The organism is Methylobacterium sp. Leaf87 (assembly GCF_001422775.1).
Taxonomy (GTDB): Bacteria; Pseudomonadota; Alphaproteobacteria; order Rhizobiales; family Beijerinckiaceae; genus Methylobacterium.
The window spans coordinates 166,725-185,641 of sequence record NZ_LMMI01000003.1 but is presented as its reverse complement, the minus strand read 5'-3'; the positions used below and the strand labels follow the sequence as shown (position 1 = coordinate 185,641).

Sequence of the window (18,917 nt, the reverse complement as noted above, 5' to 3'; positions counted from 1 at the left end):
CGGGACCGCGCATCCGCGTCATGATCGCCGACGATTCGGCCGTGGTGCGTGGCCTCGTCGCCCGCTGGATCGCCGAGGCCGGCTACGACGTGGTCGCCACGGCCGCCAACGGTCGCATCGCCGTGGAGGCCATGGCCCGCCACGACCCCGACGTGATCCTCCTCGACATCGACATGCCGGAGCTCGACGGCACCCAGGCCCTGCCCCTGCTGCTCGCCAAGAGCCCGGGCGTGCAGATCGTGATGATGTCGACCCTGACGACGCGCAACGCCGACATCTCTCTGCGCTGCCTGGCGCTCGGGGCCGTGGACTACCTCGCCAAGCCCGAGAGCAACCGCGGCGTCACCACCTCGGACGCCTTCCGCACGGACCTCATCGAGCGGGTGCGCCTGTTCGGCTCGTCGCGGGCCCGCAAGCGCGGACCGGGCCTCAGCCTCGCCGGTTCGGCGACCCCGGCGCCCGTGCCGCCGCCGAAGCCCACCGCCCCCATCGTCCTGCGGCCCAAGGCCCGCTCGGGCGTCAGTCCGCGCGTCCTTCTCATCGGCGCCTCGACGGGCGGACCGCGGGCCGTCGGCGAGGTGCTGGAGAAGATCGGCAGCGCGACCCTGCGCCAGTTTCCCGTCCTCATCGTGCAGCACATGCCGCCGGTGTTCACGGCGGTGTTCGCCGAGCACCTCGGCGCCCGCACCGGCCTGCCGGCCGCCGAGGGCAAGGCCGACGAGCGGCTCCAGCCCGGCCGGATCTACGTCGCCCCGGGCGGGCGCCACATGGGCCTGACGGGGGCGGCCGGACGCTCGGACGTGTCGATCCGCCTCCATGACGGTCCCGTGGTCAACTTCTGCCGCCCGGCCGTCGACGTCCTGTTCCAGGACGCGGCCGCGATCTTCGGGGCCTCGGCGCTCGCCGTGGTTCTCACCGGCATGGGCTCGGACGGCACCGGCGGGGCGCGCGCGCTCACGGAAGCGGGGGCCGCGGTGCTGGCCCAGGACGAGGCCTCCAGCACGGTCTGGGGCATGCCCGGCAGCATCGCCAAGGCCGGTCTCGCCCAGGCGATCCTGCCGCTGTCCGAAATCGGCGGCGCGCTACGCAACCTCCTCACGGGGCAGGGCTCATGACCGACGTCGAGTTCGATTTCCTGCGCAGCTACCTCAAGACGCGCTCGGGCTTGGCGCTCAGCGGCGAGAAGCGCTACCTCGTCGAGAGCCGCCTCGGGCCGGTCTGCCGGCGTTTCAACCTCGCCACCCTCCACGACCTCGTGAATGCCCTCAAGGGCGGGCGCGAGGCCGCCATGGAGAAGGCGGTGGTGGAGGCGATGACCACCAACGAGACGTTCTTCTTCCGCGACCGGGCGCCCTTCGACCTGTTCCGCGACGTGCTGCTGCCCGAGGCCATGGCCCGGCGGGCGGCCCAGCGCCGCCTGCGGATCTGGTGCGCCGCCGCCTCCACCGGCCAGGAGCCGTACTCCCTGGCGATGATGCTCCAGGAGGCCGCGCCGCGGCTCGCCGGATGGACCGTCGACCTCGTCGCCACCGACCTGTCGACGGAGGTCCTGGAGAAAGCGCGCGCCGGGCTCTACAGCCATTTCGAGGTGCAGCGCGGCCTGCCGGTGCAGCTGCTCATCAAGCACTTCGAGCAGGTCGGCGAGCAGTGGCGCATCGCCGCCCCCTTACGTCAGATGGTCGATTTCCGGCCCCTCAACCTGCTCCACGCCTTCGACGGCCTCGGCACCTTCGACATCGTGTATTGCCGCAACGTGCTGATCTACTTCGACGCCGCCACGAAGGGCGACGTGCTCGCCCGAATCAGCGCCTGCCTGTCCCCGGACGGCGCGGTCCTGCTCGGCGCCGCCGAGACGGTGATCGGTCTCACCGACCGCCTCGCCCCCAACCCCCGGCATCGCGGCCTTTACAATCCGGCCCCGGCCCAAGCCCGGGCGCCGGCCGGCCTGCCCCCGGCCGCCATGGCCTCCACCCTGACCCCGCCGCCCCTGCGTCGGGCGGTCGGCCTCTAAGCGGGTTTCGCAAAAGCGGTCACCGGTTTTGCGTCGAAAACCCGCGGCGGATCAAGAAGCTAAGCAGGCTCCGTCGCGAGACGGCCGGGCGTCTCACCGCGTCCGTCGTTCCGGGTCGCGCGCTGAGCGAACCCGGAATCCAGAAACACAGGACTGGCCAAGTCGAGCGCGCGTCGTGGATCTGGATTCCGGGTTCCGCGACGCGGTCCCGGAACGACGACGAGGTGTCTTTCGCGACGGCAACAAAAAAGCCCCGCGCGAGCGGGGCCTTTTTCGTTGCGCGGTTCGGATCGCCTAGACGGCGATGCGCTCCTCGACCTCGTTCGGCTCGCGCAGGACGTAGCCGCGGCCCCACACCGTCTCGATGTAGTTCTTGCCCGAGGAGGCGTTGGCGAGCTTCTTGCGCAGCTTGCAGATGAACACGTCGATGATCTTCAGCTCGGGCTCGTCCATGCCGCCGTAGAGATGGTTGAGGAACATCTCCTTCGTGAGCGTCGTGCCCTTCCGGAGCGAGAGGAGTTCCAGCATCTGGTACTCCTTGCCGGTGAGGTGGACGCGGGAGCCCGAGACCTCGACGGTCTTCTGGTCGAGGTTCACGATGAGGTCGCCGGTGGTGATCACCGACTGGGCGTGGCCCTTCGAGCGGCGCACGATGGCGTGGATGCGGGCGACGAGCTCGTCCTTGTGGAAGGGCTTCGTCAGATAGTCGTCGGCGCCGAAGCCGAGGCCCTTCACCTTGTCCTCGATGCCGGCCATGCCGGAGAGGATGAGGATCGGGGTCTTCACCTTGGCGACGCGGAGGTTCCGCAGCACCTCGTAGCCCGACATGTCGGGCAGGTTCAGGTCGAGGAGGATGATGTCGTAGTCGTAGAGCTTGCCGAGATCGATCCCTTCCTCACCGAGATCGGTGGTGTAGGTGTTGAAGCTCTCGGACTTGAGCATCAATTCGATGCTCTGCGCGGTTGCGCTGTCGTCCTCGATCAGAAGTACCCGCATCGTCGGTCCCCAGCCCAGCCGGCCGTGTGCAAGCGTACGGGCACACCCCCGCCTTCGTCCGCCACCGGCCCGCGGCGGACGCTCCCTCGTCATTGACGTGAAACGCTATTGGTTAATCGTTAACAAAACCTGATTCACGGGCGCAAGCGGCGATTTGGGCAACGTGTCCGGTGACGCTTGCAACCGTTGGCGGTCTGTTCTCCACAGAACCGTCTTCCGCTTCATGCATCACCTGAAGAACCATCCCCAAGCACCGTACCGACCGTACCGGGCCGCAGCCTGTCTCCCGGGGGACACGTCTTCGCGAGGAAGCCGACGCCCTCCGGGAAAAACGGCGCCCCGGCTCCGAAGCCGGGGGCCTTGCTACCTGCCCGATGACCGCAGTGTTAAGGAGGGAGGTAAACGAATGGTTGAGAGAATCGCCGATGACCGAGCCGCACCCTAGCGCCGGGCGCTTGCGCCTGGCTGGCGCGCGCGCCGCCCTCGAGGGCATGGAGGCCCTGGAGATCTACGGCCGGGTCGTGGCGATCCGCGGGCTCCTCGTCGAGGTGGCCGGTCCCGTCTCGGCCATGCGGCTCGGCGGGCGCCTCGACATCGCCGTGGAGAACGGGCCGAATACCCCACCGGGCGCGGTGCCGTGCGAGATCATCGGCTTCCAGGGCGACCGGGCGCTGGCCATGCCGTTCGGCTCCCTGGAAGGGGTGCGCCGGGGCTGCCCGGCCTATGTCCGCGACGCGGCCGCGGGCGCCATCCGCCCGTCGCCCGCCTGGCTCGGGCGCACCATCGACGCCCTCGGGCGGCCCATCGACGGCCTCGGCCCCCTGGAATCCGGACCGGTGATCTACCCCCTGCGGGCCGATCCGCCGCCGGCGCACGCCCGCCGCCGCGTCGGACCGCCGCTGGATCTCGGCATCCGCTGCATCAACACCTTCCTGACCATGTGCGCCGGCCAGCGCATGGGCATCTTCGCGGGCTCCGGCGTGGGCAAGTCGGTGCTGCTGTCGATGCTCGCCCGCTACACCGCCGCCGACGTCGCGGTGATCGGCCTCGTCGGCGAGCGCGGCCGCGAGGTGCAGGAGTTCCTCCAGGACGACCTCGGCCCGGCCGGGCTCGCCCGTTCCGTGGTGGTGGTGGCGACCTCCGACGAGCCGGCCCTCATGCGCCGCAACGCCGCCTACGTGACCCTGGCGGTGGCGGAGTACTTTCGCGATCAGGGCGCGCAGGTGCTGTGCATGATCGATTCGATCACCCGCTTCGCCATGGCCCAGCGCGACATCGGCCTCGCCGCCGGCGAACCGCCCACCGCCAAGGGCTACACCCCCACGGTGTTCTCCGAATTGCCGCGCCTGCTGGAGCGCGCCGGGCCCGGCACGGGGCAGGGGGCGATCTCGGGCCTGTTCACCGTGCTGGTGGAAGGCGACGACCACAACGAACCCGTGGCGGATGCCGTGCGGGGCATCCTCGACGGCCACATCGTCATGGAGCGCGGCATCGCCGAGCGCGGGCGCTACCCGGCCATCAACGTCCTGCGCTCGGTCTCGCGCACCATGCCCAAGGCCTGCGACCCGGCGCACCTGCCGACCGTCCGGCGGGCCCGGCGCCTGCTCTCGACCTACGCCGACATGGAGGAGCTCATCCGGCTCGGCGCCTACCGGGCCGGTGCGTCGCCGGAAGTGGACGAAGCGGTGGCTTTGATGCCCGATCTGGAGGCTTTTCTGGGTCAGGGTAAGGAAGAAGCAACTTCGATCGGCGAGGGTTACTCACGCCTCGCCGGGATCGTCGGCGGCCCCTGATCCGCCGCACCGCCCATGGGCCGGTGTCGCTTCGGGTCGCCGGCGACGAAGCCGGGCGTGCGTTGCGTGGAGTGGACCCATCAGATGAAATCGCGTGACACGCTGATCCGGCTGCGACGTTTCCAGGTCGACGAGAAGCGTCGGCGCGTGACGCAGATCGAGATGATGATGGCCGACTTCACCCGCATGGCCCTCGAGCTCGACCGCGAGGTCGCCCACGAGGAGGGCCGCGCCGGCATCACCGACACGGCGCACTTCGCCTATCCGACCTATGCCCGCGCGGCCGCCGCCCGCCGGGACAACATGCGCCAGTCCGCCGCCGCCCTCGAGGGCCAGCTCGCCGAGGCCAAGGCCGAGCTCGGCGAAGCCTTCGAGGACCTGAAGAAGATCGAGATCCTCGACGACCGCGAGCGCACCGCCGAGCGCGCGGCCGAAGCCGCCCGCGACCAGGCCGCCATGGACGGCATCGGCCTGTCGCGCGTCCGCGCCTGAGGCCTCCCCGCGGGGTACCGGCACGAAACCGTCATGATCGGGTGCCATCAGCCCAGCGTGCCGGCTTCCTCCCGGGCTAGCGCACGACCTTGCTTGCGATGACGGGCATGGTCGTGCAGGGAGAGCCCGCGTGAGGGGGCTCGACCTGTCGATCATGAAGAAGATCAGCGATTTCATCTGGCCGATCGTCGGCCTCGCCGCCGTCATCGTCTCCGGCTACCTGCTCTATCGCGAGCTCGCCGGCATCTCGGTGGCGGAGATCAAGAGCAGCTTTGCCGAGATCCCGGTCCACCGCTTCTTGCTCGCGGGCCTCGCCACCCTCGTGGCCTACGCGGCGCTCGCCTGGTACGACCGAATCGCCCTCCTGCATCTCGGGGTGCGCCACATCTCGTGGTTCTTCGTCTCGGTCTGCTCGTTCACCACCTACGCCCTGTCGCACAACATCGGCGCCTCGGTGTTCTCCGGCGCCGTGGTGCGCTACCGCGCCTACACCGCCAAGGGCCTGTCGGCGGCCCAGGTCGCCGTGCTCGTCGCCCTGTGCTCCTTCACCTTCGGCCTCGGCACGATCCTGCTCGGCGGCTTCGTCCTCGTGGCCCTGCCCGACACCCTGACCCGCCTCAACGGCTACCTGCCGTCGGTGCTCACCGATCCGGCCACCGCCCGCATCCTCGGCGCCGGCCTCCTCGGCTTCGTCGCCCTCTACGTCATCGGCTCGCTCATGCGGCTGAAGCCCATGACCATTCGGTCGTTCAAGCTCGAGTACCCGCGCCCGCAGATCATGGTCCGGCAGATCGTCGCCGCGCCCCTGGAGCTTCTTGGGGCCGCCGGGATCATCTACTTCGCCCTGCCGGAGGCCGGGAACCCGGGCTTCCTCGTGGTCCTCGCCGTGTTCCTCGCCTCGTTCTCGGCGGCCCTGGTGTCGAACGCGCCGGGAGGGCTCGGCGTGTTCGAGCTCGTCTTCGTTGTGGCGATGCCGGACGTGGCGCGGCCGTCGATCATCGCGGCGTTGCTGGTGTTCCGGCTGTTCTATTTCTGGCTGCCGTTCCTCATCTCCGTCGTCGTGGTGCTGCTCTACGAGCGCAACCGCCTCGCCAGCGCCATCAAGGGCGAACCTGCCGAGGTCGCCCCCGGTGCGCCGCTCACCGCCCCGGGCCTCGACCCGAAGGCCATCGACCGCCGCGTCCGCAAGAACCCGGCCTGACCGTTCCGGAGATCGACGCCCTGCCCGGGACGGGCGGGGCGTCGCGGGCCGTACGAGCGCCCCGCGAAGGCTCTTGAAGAGTCCGCGCGACGGGGCGCCGCCGAGCGCATCGTCGAGGCCGGGATCGGCGACAGGCTCGAACGGATGCCGGATGGTGGCCATCGGCCAGGCGGCCGGGGGAGAAACCTCGCCGGCCCCGATCGGCTCACACGCCGTCGACCCTCGCCCGTTGCCAGGGCTGCTCCGGGCTCCCGCGCCAGGCACACCACCCCTCCGGGAGATCGGCCAACGCGCGTAGGGATGCGTCTCGGAGCACCAGATCGCGCAGCGACGTCACGACGGCATCCGCCTCGTGCCGAGCGCCGGGTGTGCCGTCGTGGAACTGCCATCCACCATCGTCGGCATCATGGACGACGCGGGCGATCCATGCCGCATCCCGAACGATGCTCCGGGTCGTCAGCACCGCGACGTTCGGTGGGTCGCTGAAAGGCCAATCCGTCATGTCACGCTCCAGGCAAGACGCCCCATCATCTTTCCCTGACGGCACGGGACCTGGCCGTCAGGCGGCGGCATCGCGAATCCGCCTCACACCGACCCCACCGTCCGCAGCCTTGCGCGGGGATGGATCTCCGCCTGGCTCATCACCGGGGTCTCGCGGCGGAAGCGCTCGATGATCGAGCGCACGAACGGCCGGGCCTGGACCGAGGTGACGAGCACCGGCATCTCGCCCATGCGGGCGGCGGTCTCGAAGCGGTCGCGCACGGTGCTGACGAATTCCGACAGCTTGGAGGGCTGCATGGCGAGGTAGCGCTCGTCGCGCTCGCCGGCGATGGATTCGAGGAAGGCCTGCTCCCAGGCCGGCGACAGGGTGATGATCGGCAGCATGCCGTCCGGCCCCTGGTACTGGGCGCAGATCTGGCGCCCGAGGCGGGCACGCACGTGCTCGACGATGTCGCGCGGGTTCTTCACGTGGCCGGCCACCTCCGCCACGCCCTCGATGATGGCGCCGAGATCGCGGATCGAGACCCGCTCGGCCAGGAGGAACTGCAGCACGCGCTGGATGCCCGTGGAGGCGATCTGGCTCGGCATCACCTCCTTGAGGAGGTCGGAATGGTCCTTTGAGGCCTCGCGCAGGAGTTTCTGCACCTCGACATGGCTGAGAAGCTCCGAGACGTGCGCCTTGATGATCTCGGTGAGATGGGTCGAGACCACGGTCGCGGCGTCCACCACCGTGTAGCCCTTGAGCTGGGCCTGATCGCGCAGGGACGCGTCGATCCAGGTGGCGGGCAGGCCGAAGGTCGGCTCCAGCATGTGCTGGCCGGGAAGCTGCACCTGCCCGCCCATGGGGTCCATGGCCATGAACTGGCCGGGGAAGATCTGCCCCGTGCCGGCCTCGATCTCCTTGACCCGCACCACGTAGGCGTTGGCGTCGAGCTGGACGTTGTCGAGGATGCGGACCGACGGCATCACGAAGCCGAGTTCGGCGGCGAGCTGGCGGCGCAGGGCCTTGATCTGGTCGGTGAGCCGGTCCTGCCCGTCGGGGCCGTTGACGAGGGCGAGGAGTGCGTAGCCCATCTCGAGCTTGAGGTCGTCGAGCTTGAGGAGATCCGTGACCGTCTCCTCCTTGGCGGCCTGGGCGGCGGCCACCGCCGTGGCGTCCATGGGTGCGCCGTCGGAATCCAGCGGCGGGGCCTCGCGGGCGACCTTGGCGAAATGCCACGCGGCGTAGCCGGAGGCGCCGGCCAGCGCGAGGAAGGGCAGCATCGGCATGCCGGGCAGGAGCGAGATCAGCACCATGACGCCCGACGACATGCCGAGCGCCTTCGGGTAGTTGGCGAGCTGCTTGCCGAGCGCCTTGTCGGCCGAGCCCTTCACGCCCGCCTTCGAGACGAGGATGCCGGCCGCCGCCGAGACGATGAGGGCGGGCACCTGGGAGGCGAGACCGTCGCCGATGGTCAGCAGCGTGTAGGTCTTGGCCGCCGCGCCGAAGGGCATGCCCTGCTGGGCGACGCCGATGATGATGCCGCCGATGACGTTGATGAAGGTGATGAGCAGCGCCGCGATGGCGTCGCCGCGCACGAACTTCGAGGCGCCGTCCATGGCGCCGAAGAACGAGGATTCCTCCTCCAGGGCGGCGCGGCGGGCTTTCGCCACCTTCTCGTCGATGAGGCCGGCCGAGAGGTCGGCGTCGATGGCCATCTGCTTGCCCGGCATGGCATCGAGGGTAAAGCGCGCCGCGACTTCGGCGATACGGCCCGAACCTTTCGTGATCACCACGAAGTTCACGATGATCAGGATCGCGAAGACGATGATCCCGATGACGAAGTTGCCGCCCATGACGAAGTTGCCGAACGCCTCGATGACGTGACCGGCCGCCGCCGTGCCCTCGTGGCCGTGGCCGAGGATGAGGCGGGTGGAGGCGAGGTTGAGGGCGAGCCTGAGCAGAGTCGCCACGAGGAGCAGCGTCGGGAAGACCGTGAATTCGAGCGGGTTGTCGATGAACAGACCCGTCATCATGATCAGCACCGAGATGATGATCGAGACGGCCAGAAGCAGGTCGAGGAGGAACGCCGGCAGCGGGAAGATGAGCACCGTGAGGATGCCCATCACGGCGGTGGCGAAGAACAGGTCCGTGCGCTTCGACAGGGCGTGGAGATTGGCCCGGTTGGGAATCGCATAGCTCGCGAACTGGCCAACACTCATGCCGGACCCTTGTCCGGCCCCGTTTCCCCGTACCGGCGCGGCGGCCGTCTCGCTCATGGTCTTCCTCGCCGCCCCGGAGAGGGGACCCGGCAAGATTTGCCGCCCGCATGGTTAGCGGACCGTTAACGATTCGCCCGCGGCGGCGTCGGAGCGGGGTCCGGCCGACCCCACAACCCCACACCTCCGCCCGTATCCGGTGTCGCGGCGTCGTCCTGGGCTTCGAGAACGCATGCTTGGTGTCGCGGACGCATGCTTGGTGTCGCGGACGCATGCTTGGCTTCGAGGAATGATGGATCGGCCGCGATGGCCCGCGCAGGCAACGCGTGTGACGTCACAGCACAGACGCCGCGGCGATCTTCGGCTTCTCTGGGAATCGCATGGGTTCCGTCACGTGCGCACGACGATCAACGAAAATTTCCCGTCGATAATCTTCGACCCTGCGCAGCGTTTGCACCGGAACGGCATTGCCAATGCGTTTTCATCGTGGCAATGCCAGTATTGAAACTTTCGCGAGGCACGATCGTTCAAGGGTGGTGCTCGCAGCGAAGGGTTCGCGGACGATCACGGATAGAGACTGGGACGAGACAGTATCGCGTCCGTCCGGATCAGCACCCGTACCCGGCTCCATCATCGAATCCGTCGCGCGCGACGGTGATCGACAGGACCGCCCCCGTGGCAATACCCACCACGCCAGAGCAGGGCAGGTGCACATTGCCCGGCAGAGCAACCCCTACGGGATAAGGGCGCGAACTTCCTGCACCGCACGAGGAAATGATCGGTCAATCCACAACTAGACGTGAAAAACTCTCGGATCACCGCGGCGGAACATTGCTTGCGGAAAGAACTGAGCTTACGCTCGAAACGACTTATGACTTAAATCAAGAATGGTGCCGACAACATGAATGAAACAGAATCCGATGCAGCCCGCCTGATCACGCTGGCCGCCGATATCGTCTCCGCCTATGTCAGCAACAACCATGTCCAGAGCGCCGAGCTGCCGAAACTGCTCAGTGATGTCCACGAGGCGATCCGTGGCGTGACGGCGAACGGCGCACCGGCCGTCGAGACCGGCCCGCCCAAGGCGACGCCGCAGGAGATCCGCCGCTCCATCACGGCGGATTACTTGATCAGCTTCGAGGACGGCAAGCAGTACAAGACCCTGCGCCGGCACCTCACCCTGCGCGGCCTGACCCCCGAGCAGTACCGCGCCAAGTGGGGCCTGGCGCCCGATTACCCGATGACCTCGGCCAGCTATTCCGAGCAGCGGTCCGAACTCGCCCGCGCCCTCGGCCTCGGCCAGCAGCGCCGCAAGGGTCTGGCCAAGGCCGCCCCGGAGGAGACCGTCAGCGCCGAGCCGGAGCCGCAGGAGGAGGAGGCCCCCGCCGCCCCCGAGAAGAAGCGCCGCGGTCCCCGCAAGAAGGTCGACGCCTGATCCGACCGGGCTCGCTCTCCCGGACCGCGAACCGATCACGATCCTGGTAGGGCCGACGCCCTCACGAGCCATCCCCGCGCCGCGGGGATGGCTTTTTGCTTGGACGGGCGATGGGCTGCCCCCGACCGCCCGCGGTTCCATGTGCCACGCGCAGGCGACCCGCGAAGCCGGGGGCATCGGTGGCGGCGGGCACGCATGGTAGCGCACGGCCGATGCTGCAACGCAGCGTGACCGCCTTGCGCCGGATGGGCCTGGGCCCCCGAGCGTGAGCGACTCCATGCTGTCCCGTCCGATCCTGGCCCTGGCCGCCGCCTCCTTCGGCATCGGCACCACCGAATTCGTCATCATGGGCCTGCTGCCCGAGGTGGCCGAGAGCCTCCGGGTCAGCGTGCCCCGGGCAGGACTTCTGGTCTCGGGCTACGCCCTCGGCGTCGCCGTCGGCGCGCCCCTGGTGGCCATCGCCACGGCCCGGCTGCCGCGCAAGACGGCGCTCCTCGTGCTGATGGGGGTGTTCCTTCTCGGCAACCTCGGCTGCGCCCTCGCGCCGACCTACGGGTTTCTGATGCTGGCCCGCATCCTGACGGCCTTCGCCCATGGGGCGTTCTTCGGCATCGGCGCCGTGGTGGCGAGCGGCCTCGTCCCCCGCGCGCAGCGGGCGCAGGCGGTGGCGCTGATGTTCACCGGCCTCACCCTCGCCAACGTTCTCGGGGTTCCGTTCGGCACGGCGCTCGGCCAGGTCGCGGGCTGGCGCGCGACGTTCTGGGCGGTGCTCGGCCTCGGACTGGTCGCCGCCGCCGCCATCGCGGCCTTCGTGCCGAACGGCCTGCCGGGCTCGCGCGGCGGGCTCGCCGGGGAGTTCCGCTCCCTGCAGCGCTGGGCGGTGCTGCTGCCGATGCTGGTGAGCACCCTGTCCTCCGTCAGCCTGTTCACGGTGTTCACCTACATCGCGCCGCTCCTGACGGAGGTGAGCGGTCTGACCCCGCACGCGGTGACGGGCGCCCTGCTGCTGTTCGGCATCGGCCTCACCTTCGGCAACCTCGCGGGCGGGCGGCTGGCCGACCGGCGCCTGATGGCGACGGTGATCGGGAGTTTTTCCGCCCTCGTCGCCGTGCTGGTGCTGTTCGCCTTCACCAGCCGGTCGGCGATCCCCGCCGTGCTGACCCTGCCGGTCTGGGGCGCCCTCGTCTTCGCCCTGGTCTCGCCGCTCCAGGTCTGGGTGGTGGAGGCGGCGAGCGACGCGCCCAACCTCGCCTCCACTCTCAACCAGGGCGCGTTCAACCTCGGCAACGCCACGGGCGCGGCGCTGGGCGGCGGCGTGCTCACCCTGGGGATGGGCTACGGCAGTCTGCCCTGGTTCGGCGCCGGCATGGCCGCCCTGGCCCTGGGGCTCGTGCTGACCGCCCGCCGGACGGACGCCGCGCCGGCACCGATGCCGGGCCAGGCCGCGCCACGACTCGGATAGAGTCGCGCCACGACTCGGATAGAGTCGCGCCACGACTTGGATAGAGTCGCGCCACGACCGGGATGAAGACGCGACCCGCCTCGGCTGAGCGCGGACGGACGCGGCGTCAGATCTCCCGGAACGCCCGCACCATGCTGTCCTTCAGGGGCTTGAAGACGTACTCGAAGAACGTCCGGTCCGTGGTCCGCATGTAGACCTCGGCCGGCATGCCGGGGGTCGGCGCGAAGTTGTGGACCTCTGCCAGACTCTTCGGATCGAGGCGGATGCGGGCGACGTAGAGGTCGCCGCCGCCGGCCTGGTTGCGGCGGTCGTCCGGCAGGGCGTCGGCCGAGAGGTAGATCACCTCGCCCGACACCATGGGCACGATGCGCTGGCTGAGCGCCGTGAGGCGGATCGCGGCCGACTGGCCCCGCCGCACGTGGTCGATGTCCTGCGGCTTGATCCGCGCCTCGATGACGAGTTCGTCGTGGAGCGGCACCAGTTCCATGATGCTTTTCCCCGGTTCCACCACGCCCCCGTCCGTGTGGTAGCGCAGCTTCACCACGATGCCGCGCACGGGGGCGGCGATGACGATGCGGTCGAGCAGACTGCGCGCCGCCCGCATGCGCTCGCGGACGTCGTTCTGGTCGGCCAGGGTCTCGTGCAGCTGCTCCACCGCCGTCTTGATCGCGGTGTTGCGCGCGCCCGTGATCTGCTCGCGGATGCGGGCGATGCGCTCGCGGGCGTCGCCGATATCGCCGTCGAGGCGGCCGATCTCACCCTGCGCGCTCGCCTGGGAGCGCTGCAGGGCGAGGATCTCGGAGATGCGGATCATGCCGCCCTTCAGCAGCACGGATTTCGACGCGATCTCCTGCTCGAACAGCTCGAGCTGGCGCCGCACCGCCTTGAGCTGGATCTGGCTGCCGCGGATCTTCTCCTCCAGGGCGTCGATCCCGTTGGTGAGGACGGACAGGTCGCTGGCCAGACTCGTCATCCGCGCCTTGAACGCCAGGAGCTGGTTGCCCACGATGGCGTCGATGTCGGGGTCGCCCGCCTTGGCGAGGAGGGGCGCCGGGAAGGTGACGGCGGGCGCCTGGCGCGCCTCGGCCTGGAGCCGCGCCTCGATGGCGGTGAGTCGGTCGTGCCGGAGCGCGAGGCGGCGAAGTTCCGCCTTGGGGCCGGTCTCGTCGAGCTGGAGCAGGGGCTGGCCGGGCTCGACGATGTCGCCTTCCTTGACCAGGATGGTGCGGATCACCCCGCCTTCGAGATGCTGGATCGTCTTGTTCTGCCCCGTCGCCACGAACGCGCCCGTGGCCACGATGGCGCCCGCGATGAGGGCGGTGTTGGCCCAGATTCCGAAGCCCGCGATGATCCCGACGAGGAAGGCGAAGCCGAAGCCCGTGTGGTAGCGGGTGTCCTGCGGGATGTCGTCGTACCATTCGCGCCGAGGCGGGGTGGGCTTGATCGTGACGATCCGGGTCATGGCGCGGGGCTCCTGAAGGGGCTCGTTCGGGGCGGGGGCTCGTCAGGGGCGGATCAGGCGGTACCGGTCCCGCCCCGGCCCGTGAGGGGGCGATCGTCGTTGGCGCTGCGGCCGACGATCATCGGGATCACCTCGTCGCGGGGCCCGAACACTTGGATGGCGCCGTCCTTGAGGATCATGATCTTGTCGACGCTCTTCAGCAGCGTCGGGCGCTGGGTGATGGCCACCACGGTGGTGCCGCGCGCCTTGGCCCGCAGGAGGGCGCGGGCCAGGGCGATCTCGCCGGGGGTGTCGAGGTTCGAGTTCGGCTCGTCCAGCACCACGAGGCGCGGGTCGCCGAAGAAGGCCCGGGCGAGGCCGATGCGCTGGCGCTGGCCGCCCGAGAGGGGGCTGCCGTCCATGCCCACCACGGTCTCGTAGCCTTGGGCGAACTGCGAGATGAGCTCGTGGACGTCGGCGATCTCGGCGGCGTCGAACACGTCGGCGTCGGAGGCGTCGTCCTGCATGCGGGCGATGTTGGCCTTGATGCTGGCGGGGAAGAGCTGGACCTCCTGGGGCAGGTAGCCGACGCTCTGGCCGAACTGGCGCGGGTCCCAGTTGCGCAGGTCCATCATGTCGAGGCGCACGGCCCCGGCGGTGGGCGAGATCGAGCCGACGAGCATGCGCGCGAGGGTGGATTTGCCCGTCCCCGAGGCGCCCACGATGGCGAGCGATTCGCCCGGTTCGAGCTGGAAGGTGAGGCCGTTGAGGATCACCTTCTTGTTCGGCGGCGGCACGTACAGAACCCGTTCCACCGTGAGGCGCCCGATCGGGCGGGGCAGGCGCAGGCGGTCGAAGTTCAGAGGCGAGTTCAGCAGCAGGGACTTGACCCGCGCGTAGGCGATGCGGGCGCCGACGAAGCTGCGCCAGCCGTCGATGACGCCCTCGATGGGGGCGAGCGCCCGGCCGCCGACGATGGAGGCGGCGATCATGGTGCCGCCCGTGAGCTTGCCGTCCAGCGCCAGGATCGCGCCCCAGCCGAGCATGCCGATCTGCGTCGAGAGCCGGATGCACTTCGACAGGCCGGCGATGACGATGTTGCGGTCCTGGGCGATCACCTGGGCTTTGAGGGATTCGGCGGTCTCGCGGCCCCAGATGGTGACGCATTCGGGCGTCATCCCCATGGCGTTGATCACCTGACTGTTGCGCGCCATGGCGTCGGCCTGGAGGTTGGCACGGGTCGAGTAGGCGCTGGCCTGGGCGAACGGCACCGCCGTCAGCTTCTGGTTGATGAGGGCGAGGCCGAGGAGCAGCACGCCCGTCGCCATGACGATCCAGCCGAGATCCGGATGGATGAGGAACACGGCCAGCAGGTAGATCGGCGCCACGGGGGCGTCGAACATGACGAGCAGCACCGGACCGGTGATGAAGTTGCGCAGTTGCTGCAGGTCGGCGAGCGTCTGGAACTCGCGGCTCGAGCCCGCCTGCGAGGCTTTCGCCGCCGCGGCCAGGACCGGCGCGCCGAGGCGCACCTCCACCTCCACGGCGATCCGCATGAGGATGAACCGCCGCACCACGTCGAGGACCACGTGGGCCACGATGGCGCCGACGATGACGAGGGTCAGCATGATCAGGGTGTCGAGGCTGCGGCTCGTCAGCACCCGGTCGGAGATGTTGAACAGGTAGATCGGGATGCCGAGGACGAGAAGGTTCACCCAGAACGAGAAGATGGCGACGACGACGAGCTTGCGCCGACAGCCGGCGAGCCCCTTGGTCAGCACCTCGCGAAAGTCGCGGTCGCCGGAGCGACGCTGCAGCGGGGCGCCGGCGTCACCGCCGGCCCCGCCACCGCCGCCGCCGGAACCACTGCCCTTGCCCGAACCGCCCCCCTCGCCCGTCGCGCGCGGTGGCGCGGTCGAGGGGGTGGCCGCCACCGCCGCCGGAGCCGCTGCGACCGCCTCCGCCCGACTCTCGACCGGGGCCGCCTCGACCGGGGCCGTCTCGACCGGGGCCGTCCTGGCCGGCGATACGACTGGCGGAGCCCCCTGCGCCGGCACCGCGCCGGCCTCCTCCGTCGGGGCCGGCGCCGCGGTCGGGCCGATGTAGTGGCCGCCGGCCGCCTCGCGGAATCGCGCCTCCAGGGCGGCGAGGCCGGGCCCGAGATCGGGTCCGGCCGCGCCGGCGGCATCGCGGCCCGCGGCCGTACCGCGGCGGCTGAGATCGTCCATGTCGCGTCCCCCTTGTCGGTCGGTATCCCGACCGAGTGCGTCGGTCGGTATCCCGACCGAATCCGTTGGCCGGTATCCCGACCGGGTGCGTCGACCGGTGATCCCGGCCGTTTGTCCGGTTCAGGCCATCATTCCGTGGAGCAGGTCGTGGGTCAGGCTGGAGCCACCGCCGTGGAAGGCGGGTCCGAGCAGGTCCTGCGTGCCCGTTTCGGGAAGGGCGATGTCGTGCAGGCCGGTGAAAGCCGCGACCTCCGAGGCAAGGCTCTGGGTGTCGCCGATGGTGACGCGGGCGCTGTGGCTGACGTAGTTGGCCTGAACGAGGATTGCGTCGTCGTAATGCTCGCCGCCAACGAACTGCGCCGCCGTGGTCGTCCCCACGGTGGAGATGGCCGCGACGTTGGCGAGGTGATTGGCGCCCGTCGTCACCGTCTGAGTCGATTGGGTCGCGGCGCCCGTCGGCCCCGTCGCGGTGCCGGTATCGGGCAGGTGCTGGATCGCCGTGTCGACGTTCGCGACGATGTTGGTCTGGGTGATGGCGTTGATGTTGAAGAAGTCGCCCGCGACGTAGAGCACGTGCAGGGTTGATGATTCGGCCTGGGGCAGGAGCGCGGCCAGGGCCGGGTCGAGGTGATTCGCCTCCAGGCCGGAGAGCGCGGCGTGCTGGTCCGCCGACAGGGTTTTGAACGCGGTGCTGCCGTACTGATCGACGGAGGCGACGTTCTCGAGGACGTTGTCGCCGGTGACGATGGTCTGGCCGATCGTGTCCGCCCGCCCCGTATAGGCCTTCACGATGCTGTCGTTGAGCAGCACGTTGGTCTGATGGACCATGTTGACGGTGTGATAGTCGCCCCGCACCACGATGAGGTCGTAGCGTGAGCCGAGTTCCTCCAGGGAGAACAGGTTGACCTGCGTGTTGGCCCCGGCGACCGCGGTGTAGAAGGTGCTGAACGTGCCCTGCACCACGACGTCGTTGTCGAAGAGCCGATTGATCTGGGTGATGCTCTTCACGTCGTAGAAGTCGCCCGCGATCACGTCGACCTCGGTGCGCGCCCCGGCGGAGAGATGGGTGACCACCCCCGGATCGGTGTCGGCTTGCGTGAACCGCGCCGCGTTGCGGGTGAGGTCGCCGCCGGTGACGAGGTCCAGGATTCCGCTGCGGCCGCCCACGGTGATGTCGACATCGCTCGCGAGGACGTTGACCTGGACGATGGCCTGGGTGGTGAAGGCGTCGCCGCCGACGAAGAGGGCGTGGTACTGGGTGTGGTTGTCGAGGATGCCGGCGACGTTGAAGCTCTGGTTGGCCCCCGTCGTCGCTGCGAGGCCCGGGTCGAGGAGGCCGTTGCGCGGAGCGGCCTCGGGCGTGGGGGCGGGGGAGGACACCGTCGGCAGCGCCGTGCCGGCGGGCTGGCGCACCCCGTCGACGGTGAGGCCCTGAAGGTCCGCCGATCCGTCGTCGACCCCGTCCCGCGGCATCCCGCCCGCGGCCAGGTGGGCATCGCGCCCTTGCACGAAGGCGATCCAGTCGCCGGTGCCGGTGCCGTGGGCGACGAGGTCGGCCGGCACGCCGCCGCGCGCCTCGGCCAGCATCCGGTCGAGGGCGACGATGGGATCGACGAAGCCCGGGTCGAGGCGGTGCAGGTGCTCGACGCCCGTGCCCTCGACCATCAGCAGGAGGTCGTTGTCGTGCAGTTCGTTGACCTGGAGGACCTGGATCAGCTCCTGGTCGGGCGTGACGTCGCGGTCGGCCTCGGCCCGGCCGGCGCTCCCGCCGACGCCGCCGCCGGCCGGGGCGGCGGTGCGCGGAACGCCGACGGGCACGGACCCAGATGCGAGCTTGGCCGGCATCACCGGGCCGGCCGGCATGAGGACATCGTGGCCGAACCGGAGCGCGTCTGGGGGCGGAAGGGCCGCCGGGTAGGGCCGGCTCGGCATCTCGTCGAGGTCGAAATTCGGTGCCGCCTCGCGGTGCGGCGTCCCGGGCGCGGGGGCGGGCAGCCGCCCCGGCTCGCCGTCGTAGACCTCGCGGTGGAGCACCACCGTGTCGAGCAGGCGCATGTGCCCGGCGAAGTGGGCGATGATCTCGGTCGGGCCGCCAGCGATCATGACCGTCCCCATCAGGATGACCCGCGCGCGACGGCCGGAAGCGGCCGGCGCGCGGGGATCGGTGGGTGTGGAACGGCCCGCGCCGGGTGACGGCGCGGGCCGGGATCATGGTTCAGACGTTGTGGCTGCTATCGGCCGTGCCGCTGATCTCGCTGAAGGAATCGCCGCCGACGACGGAGACCGGCATGGAGTTGTACTGGATGTTGGCACCCTGCGTGATGTGCTGGGTGAAGGCTTCGCCCGAGACCGTGTTCGCCGACGAGACGTTGCCGTTGCTGGCGAAATCGCTCACGCCGCCGTCGCTGCTGGCGTTGCCGCCATTGCCCGAGACGTTCTGGGTGAAGTTGAAGTTCGGCAGCGTCCCTTCGGGACCGCAGTAGGAATCCAGACCGCCGATTCCGAGGCTGACGCTCGGGCTGGACAGGTAGTCGTTGTCGACCAGGCTGCTGATCTGATCGAGGTTGAAGATGTTCCCGTCCCCGTTGAGGGTCTGGGTCGAGAAGTCCGGCATCACGAACATGCCGCCTTCGAGACCCTCGATGGTCAGGCCTTCGAGGTTGATGAGGCTGGATTCCGATGGAGGCGCCATGACGCCGGTCATGTCGACATTGACGTCGACCGTGGTGGATACGGTGGTGGTGGTGGTGTTGATATTGTCGTTGATGTTGCCGTTCAGGTTCCCGTTGGCGCTGAGGTTCCCGTTCAGGTTGCCGTTGCCGTTACCGTTGAGGTTGCCGTTCCCGTTGAGCGACTCGCTGCTGGAGTACTGGCTCTGACCCTGATCCTGCCCTTGACCCTGGTCCTGGCCCTGGCCCTGGTCTTGCGCCTCGGCCTGGAGCTGTCCCTGGGCCTCGCCCTGCAGCTGTCCCTGGGCTTCGCCCTGCAGCTGACCCTGGGCCTCGCCCTGGAACTGATCCTGGGCCTGGGTGCCGAACAGGGCTGCGAGCGCGTTCTGGTTGTTGGTCGACATGATCGTTCTCCCTTCGATGGATGGGGCACGGGACCGGCAGCTCGCTGATCTTCTGCGTCGGCGAGACGGCGTGGTCCATTTCGTG

At 69.5% G+C, this 18,917-nt stretch carries 14 protein-coding genes; 7 read left to right on the top strand and 7 right to left on the bottom strand.

Features of this window, described 5'->3' with window-relative positions; genetic code table 11:
• The first annotated feature begins 20 nt into the window (after positions 1-20).
• Complete coding sequence (locus ASF22_RS03735; protein ID WP_056175680.1) at positions 21-1,115, top strand: chemotaxis response regulator protein-glutamate methylesterase; 1,095 nt, start codon at positions 21-23, stop codon at positions 1,113-1,115.
• On the top strand, positions 1,112-2,011 hold the full coding sequence (locus ASF22_RS03730; protein ID WP_056175412.1) for a protein-glutamate O-methyltransferase CheR: 900 nt from the start codon (positions 1,112-1,114) through the stop codon (positions 2,009-2,011). Before ASF22_RS03735 ends, ASF22_RS03730 begins: the two co-directional genes overlap by 4 nt.
• Positions 2,012-2,305: 294 nt before the next feature.
• Here ASF22_RS03730 and ASF22_RS03725 read toward each other — a convergent pair whose 3' ends face one another.
• Complete coding sequence (locus ASF22_RS03725; protein ID WP_056175409.1) at positions 2,306-3,007, bottom strand: response regulator transcription factor CtrA; 702 nt, start codon at positions 3,005-3,007, stop codon at positions 2,306-2,308.
• A 425-nt stretch (positions 3,008-3,432) separates the two neighbouring features.
• Between ASF22_RS03725 and fliI the strand changes: the two genes are divergently transcribed.
• The 3 genes from fliI to ASF22_RS03710 all read left to right on the top strand — a co-directional run bounded on the left by fliI (position 3,433) and on the right by ASF22_RS03710 (position 6,493).
• Positions 3,433-4,800: a flagellar protein export ATPase FliI gene (gene fliI / locus ASF22_RS03720; protein WP_056261559.1), complete on the top strand. Its 1,368-nt coding sequence runs from the start codon at positions 3,433-3,435 to the stop codon at positions 4,798-4,800.
• 84 nt (positions 4,801-4,884) lie between these two features.
• Complete coding sequence (fliJ, locus tag ASF22_RS03715; protein WP_056175403.1) at positions 4,885-5,292, top strand: flagellar export protein FliJ; 408 nt, start codon at positions 4,885-4,887, stop codon at positions 5,290-5,292.
• A gap of 154 nt (positions 5,293-5,446) precedes the next feature.
• Entirely contained in the window at positions 5,447-6,493 is a 1,047-nt protein-coding gene (locus tag ASF22_RS03710) for a lysylphosphatidylglycerol synthase domain-containing protein (protein ID WP_056175400.1), read from the top strand.
• A 205-nt stretch (positions 6,494-6,698) separates the two neighbouring features.
• Here the strand turns inward: ASF22_RS03710 and ASF22_RS03705 are convergent, their stop codons facing one another.
• Together ASF22_RS03705 and flhA are read right to left on the bottom strand one after the other, a co-directional pair.
• Entirely contained in the window at positions 6,699-6,995 is a 297-nt protein-coding gene (locus ASF22_RS03705; protein ID WP_056175398.1) for a hypothetical protein, read from the bottom strand.
• A gap of 83 nt (positions 6,996-7,078) precedes the next feature.
• Positions 7,079-9,196: a flagellar biosynthesis protein FlhA gene (gene flhA, locus ASF22_RS03700; protein WP_156368976.1), complete on the bottom strand. Its 2,118-nt coding sequence runs from the start codon at positions 9,194-9,196 to the stop codon at positions 7,079-7,081.
• Positions 9,197-10,094: 898 nt separating this feature from the next.
• Between flhA and ASF22_RS03695 the strand changes: the two genes are divergently transcribed.
• Together ASF22_RS03695 and ASF22_RS03690 are read left to right on the top strand one after the other, a co-directional pair.
• Positions 10,095-10,628, top strand: coding sequence for a MucR family transcriptional regulator (locus ASF22_RS03695; RefSeq protein ID WP_056175392.1), 534 nt, complete (start codon positions 10,095-10,097; stop codon positions 10,626-10,628).
• Positions 10,629-10,905: 277 nt separating this feature from the next.
• Complete coding sequence (locus ASF22_RS03690; RefSeq protein ID WP_056261553.1) at positions 10,906-12,090, top strand: MFS transporter; 1,185 nt, start codon at positions 10,906-10,908, stop codon at positions 12,088-12,090.
• Positions 12,091-12,196: 106 nt separating this feature from the next.
• Here ASF22_RS03690 and ASF22_RS03685 read toward each other — a convergent pair whose 3' ends face one another.
• The 4 genes from ASF22_RS03685 to ASF22_RS03670 form a co-directional block, all read right to left on the bottom strand.
• The gene (locus ASF22_RS03685; protein WP_056261550.1) at positions 12,197-13,552 is read right to left on the bottom strand and encodes an HlyD family type I secretion periplasmic adaptor subunit; all 1,356 of its coding nucleotides are present in this window, start codon (positions 13,550-13,552) and stop codon (positions 12,197-12,199) included.
• 53 nt (positions 13,553-13,605) lie between these two features.
• Positions 13,606-15,759 carry a type I secretion system permease/ATPase gene (locus ASF22_RS03680; RefSeq protein WP_082483496.1) on the bottom strand — a complete coding sequence of 718 codons (2,154 nt, stop codon included), beginning with the start codon at positions 15,757-15,759 and terminating at the stop codon, positions 13,606-13,608.
• A gap of 120 nt (positions 15,760-15,879) precedes the next feature.
• The gene (locus ASF22_RS03675; protein ID WP_056261548.1) at positions 15,880-17,862 is read right to left on the bottom strand and encodes a hypothetical protein; all 1,983 of its coding nucleotides are present in this window, start codon (positions 17,860-17,862) and stop codon (positions 15,880-15,882) included.
• Positions 17,863-17,974: 112 nt separating this feature from the next.
• Positions 17,975-18,832 (bottom strand): hypothetical protein, encoded by an 858-nt coding sequence (locus ASF22_RS03670; RefSeq protein WP_056261545.1) that lies wholly within the window; start codon positions 18,830-18,832, stop codon positions 17,975-17,977.
• Positions 18,833-18,917 lie beyond the last annotated feature (85 nt).

What these genes read in the sequence shown, in the direction of transcription:
- flhA (WP_156368976.1), bottom strand. Translation starts at nt 9,196, where the DNA reads ATGAGTGTTGGCCAGTTCGCGAGCTATGCGATTCCCAACCGGGCCAAT.
- ASF22_RS03680 (WP_082483496.1), bottom strand. Translation starts at nt 15,759, where the DNA reads ATGGACGATCTCAGCCGCCGCGGTACGGCCGCGGGCCGCGATGCCGCC.
- ASF22_RS03735 (WP_056175680.1), top strand. Translation starts at nt 21, where the DNA reads ATGATCGCCGACGATTCGGCCGTGGTGCGTGGCCTCGTCGCCCGCTGG.
- ASF22_RS03705 (WP_056175398.1), bottom strand. Translation starts at nt 6,995, where the DNA reads ATGACGGATTGGCCTTTCAGCGACCCACCGAACGTCGCGGTGCTGACG.
- fliI (WP_056261559.1), top strand. Translation starts at nt 3,433, where the DNA reads ATGACCGAGCCGCACCCTAGCGCCGGGCGCTTGCGCCTGGCTGGCGCG.
- ASF22_RS03670 (WP_056261545.1), bottom strand. Translation starts at nt 18,832, where the DNA reads ATGTCGACCAACAACCAGAACGCGCTCGCAGCCCTGTTCGGCACCCAG.
- ASF22_RS03710 (WP_056175400.1), top strand. Translation starts at nt 5,447, where the DNA reads ATGAAGAAGATCAGCGATTTCATCTGGCCGATCGTCGGCCTCGCCGCC.
- ASF22_RS03730 (WP_056175412.1), top strand. Translation starts at nt 1,112, where the DNA reads ATGACCGACGTCGAGTTCGATTTCCTGCGCAGCTACCTCAAGACGCGC.
- ASF22_RS03675 (WP_056261548.1), bottom strand. Translation starts at nt 17,862, where the DNA reads ATGATCGCTGGCGGCCCGACCGAGATCATCGCCCACTTCGCCGGGCAC.
- ASF22_RS03695 (WP_056175392.1), top strand. Translation starts at nt 10,095, where the DNA reads ATGAATGAAACAGAATCCGATGCAGCCCGCCTGATCACGCTGGCCGCC.
- ASF22_RS03685 (WP_056261550.1), bottom strand. Translation starts at nt 13,552, where the DNA reads ATGACCCGGATCGTCACGATCAAGCCCACCCCGCCTCGGCGCGAATGG.
- ASF22_RS03690 (WP_056261553.1), top strand. Translation starts at nt 10,906, where the DNA reads ATGCTGTCCCGTCCGATCCTGGCCCTGGCCGCCGCCTCCTTCGGCATC.
- ASF22_RS03725 (WP_056175409.1), bottom strand. Translation starts at nt 3,007, where the DNA reads ATGCGGGTACTTCTGATCGAGGACGACAGCGCAACCGCGCAGAGCATC.
- fliJ (WP_056175403.1), top strand. Translation starts at nt 4,885, where the DNA reads ATGAAATCGCGTGACACGCTGATCCGGCTGCGACGTTTCCAGGTCGAC.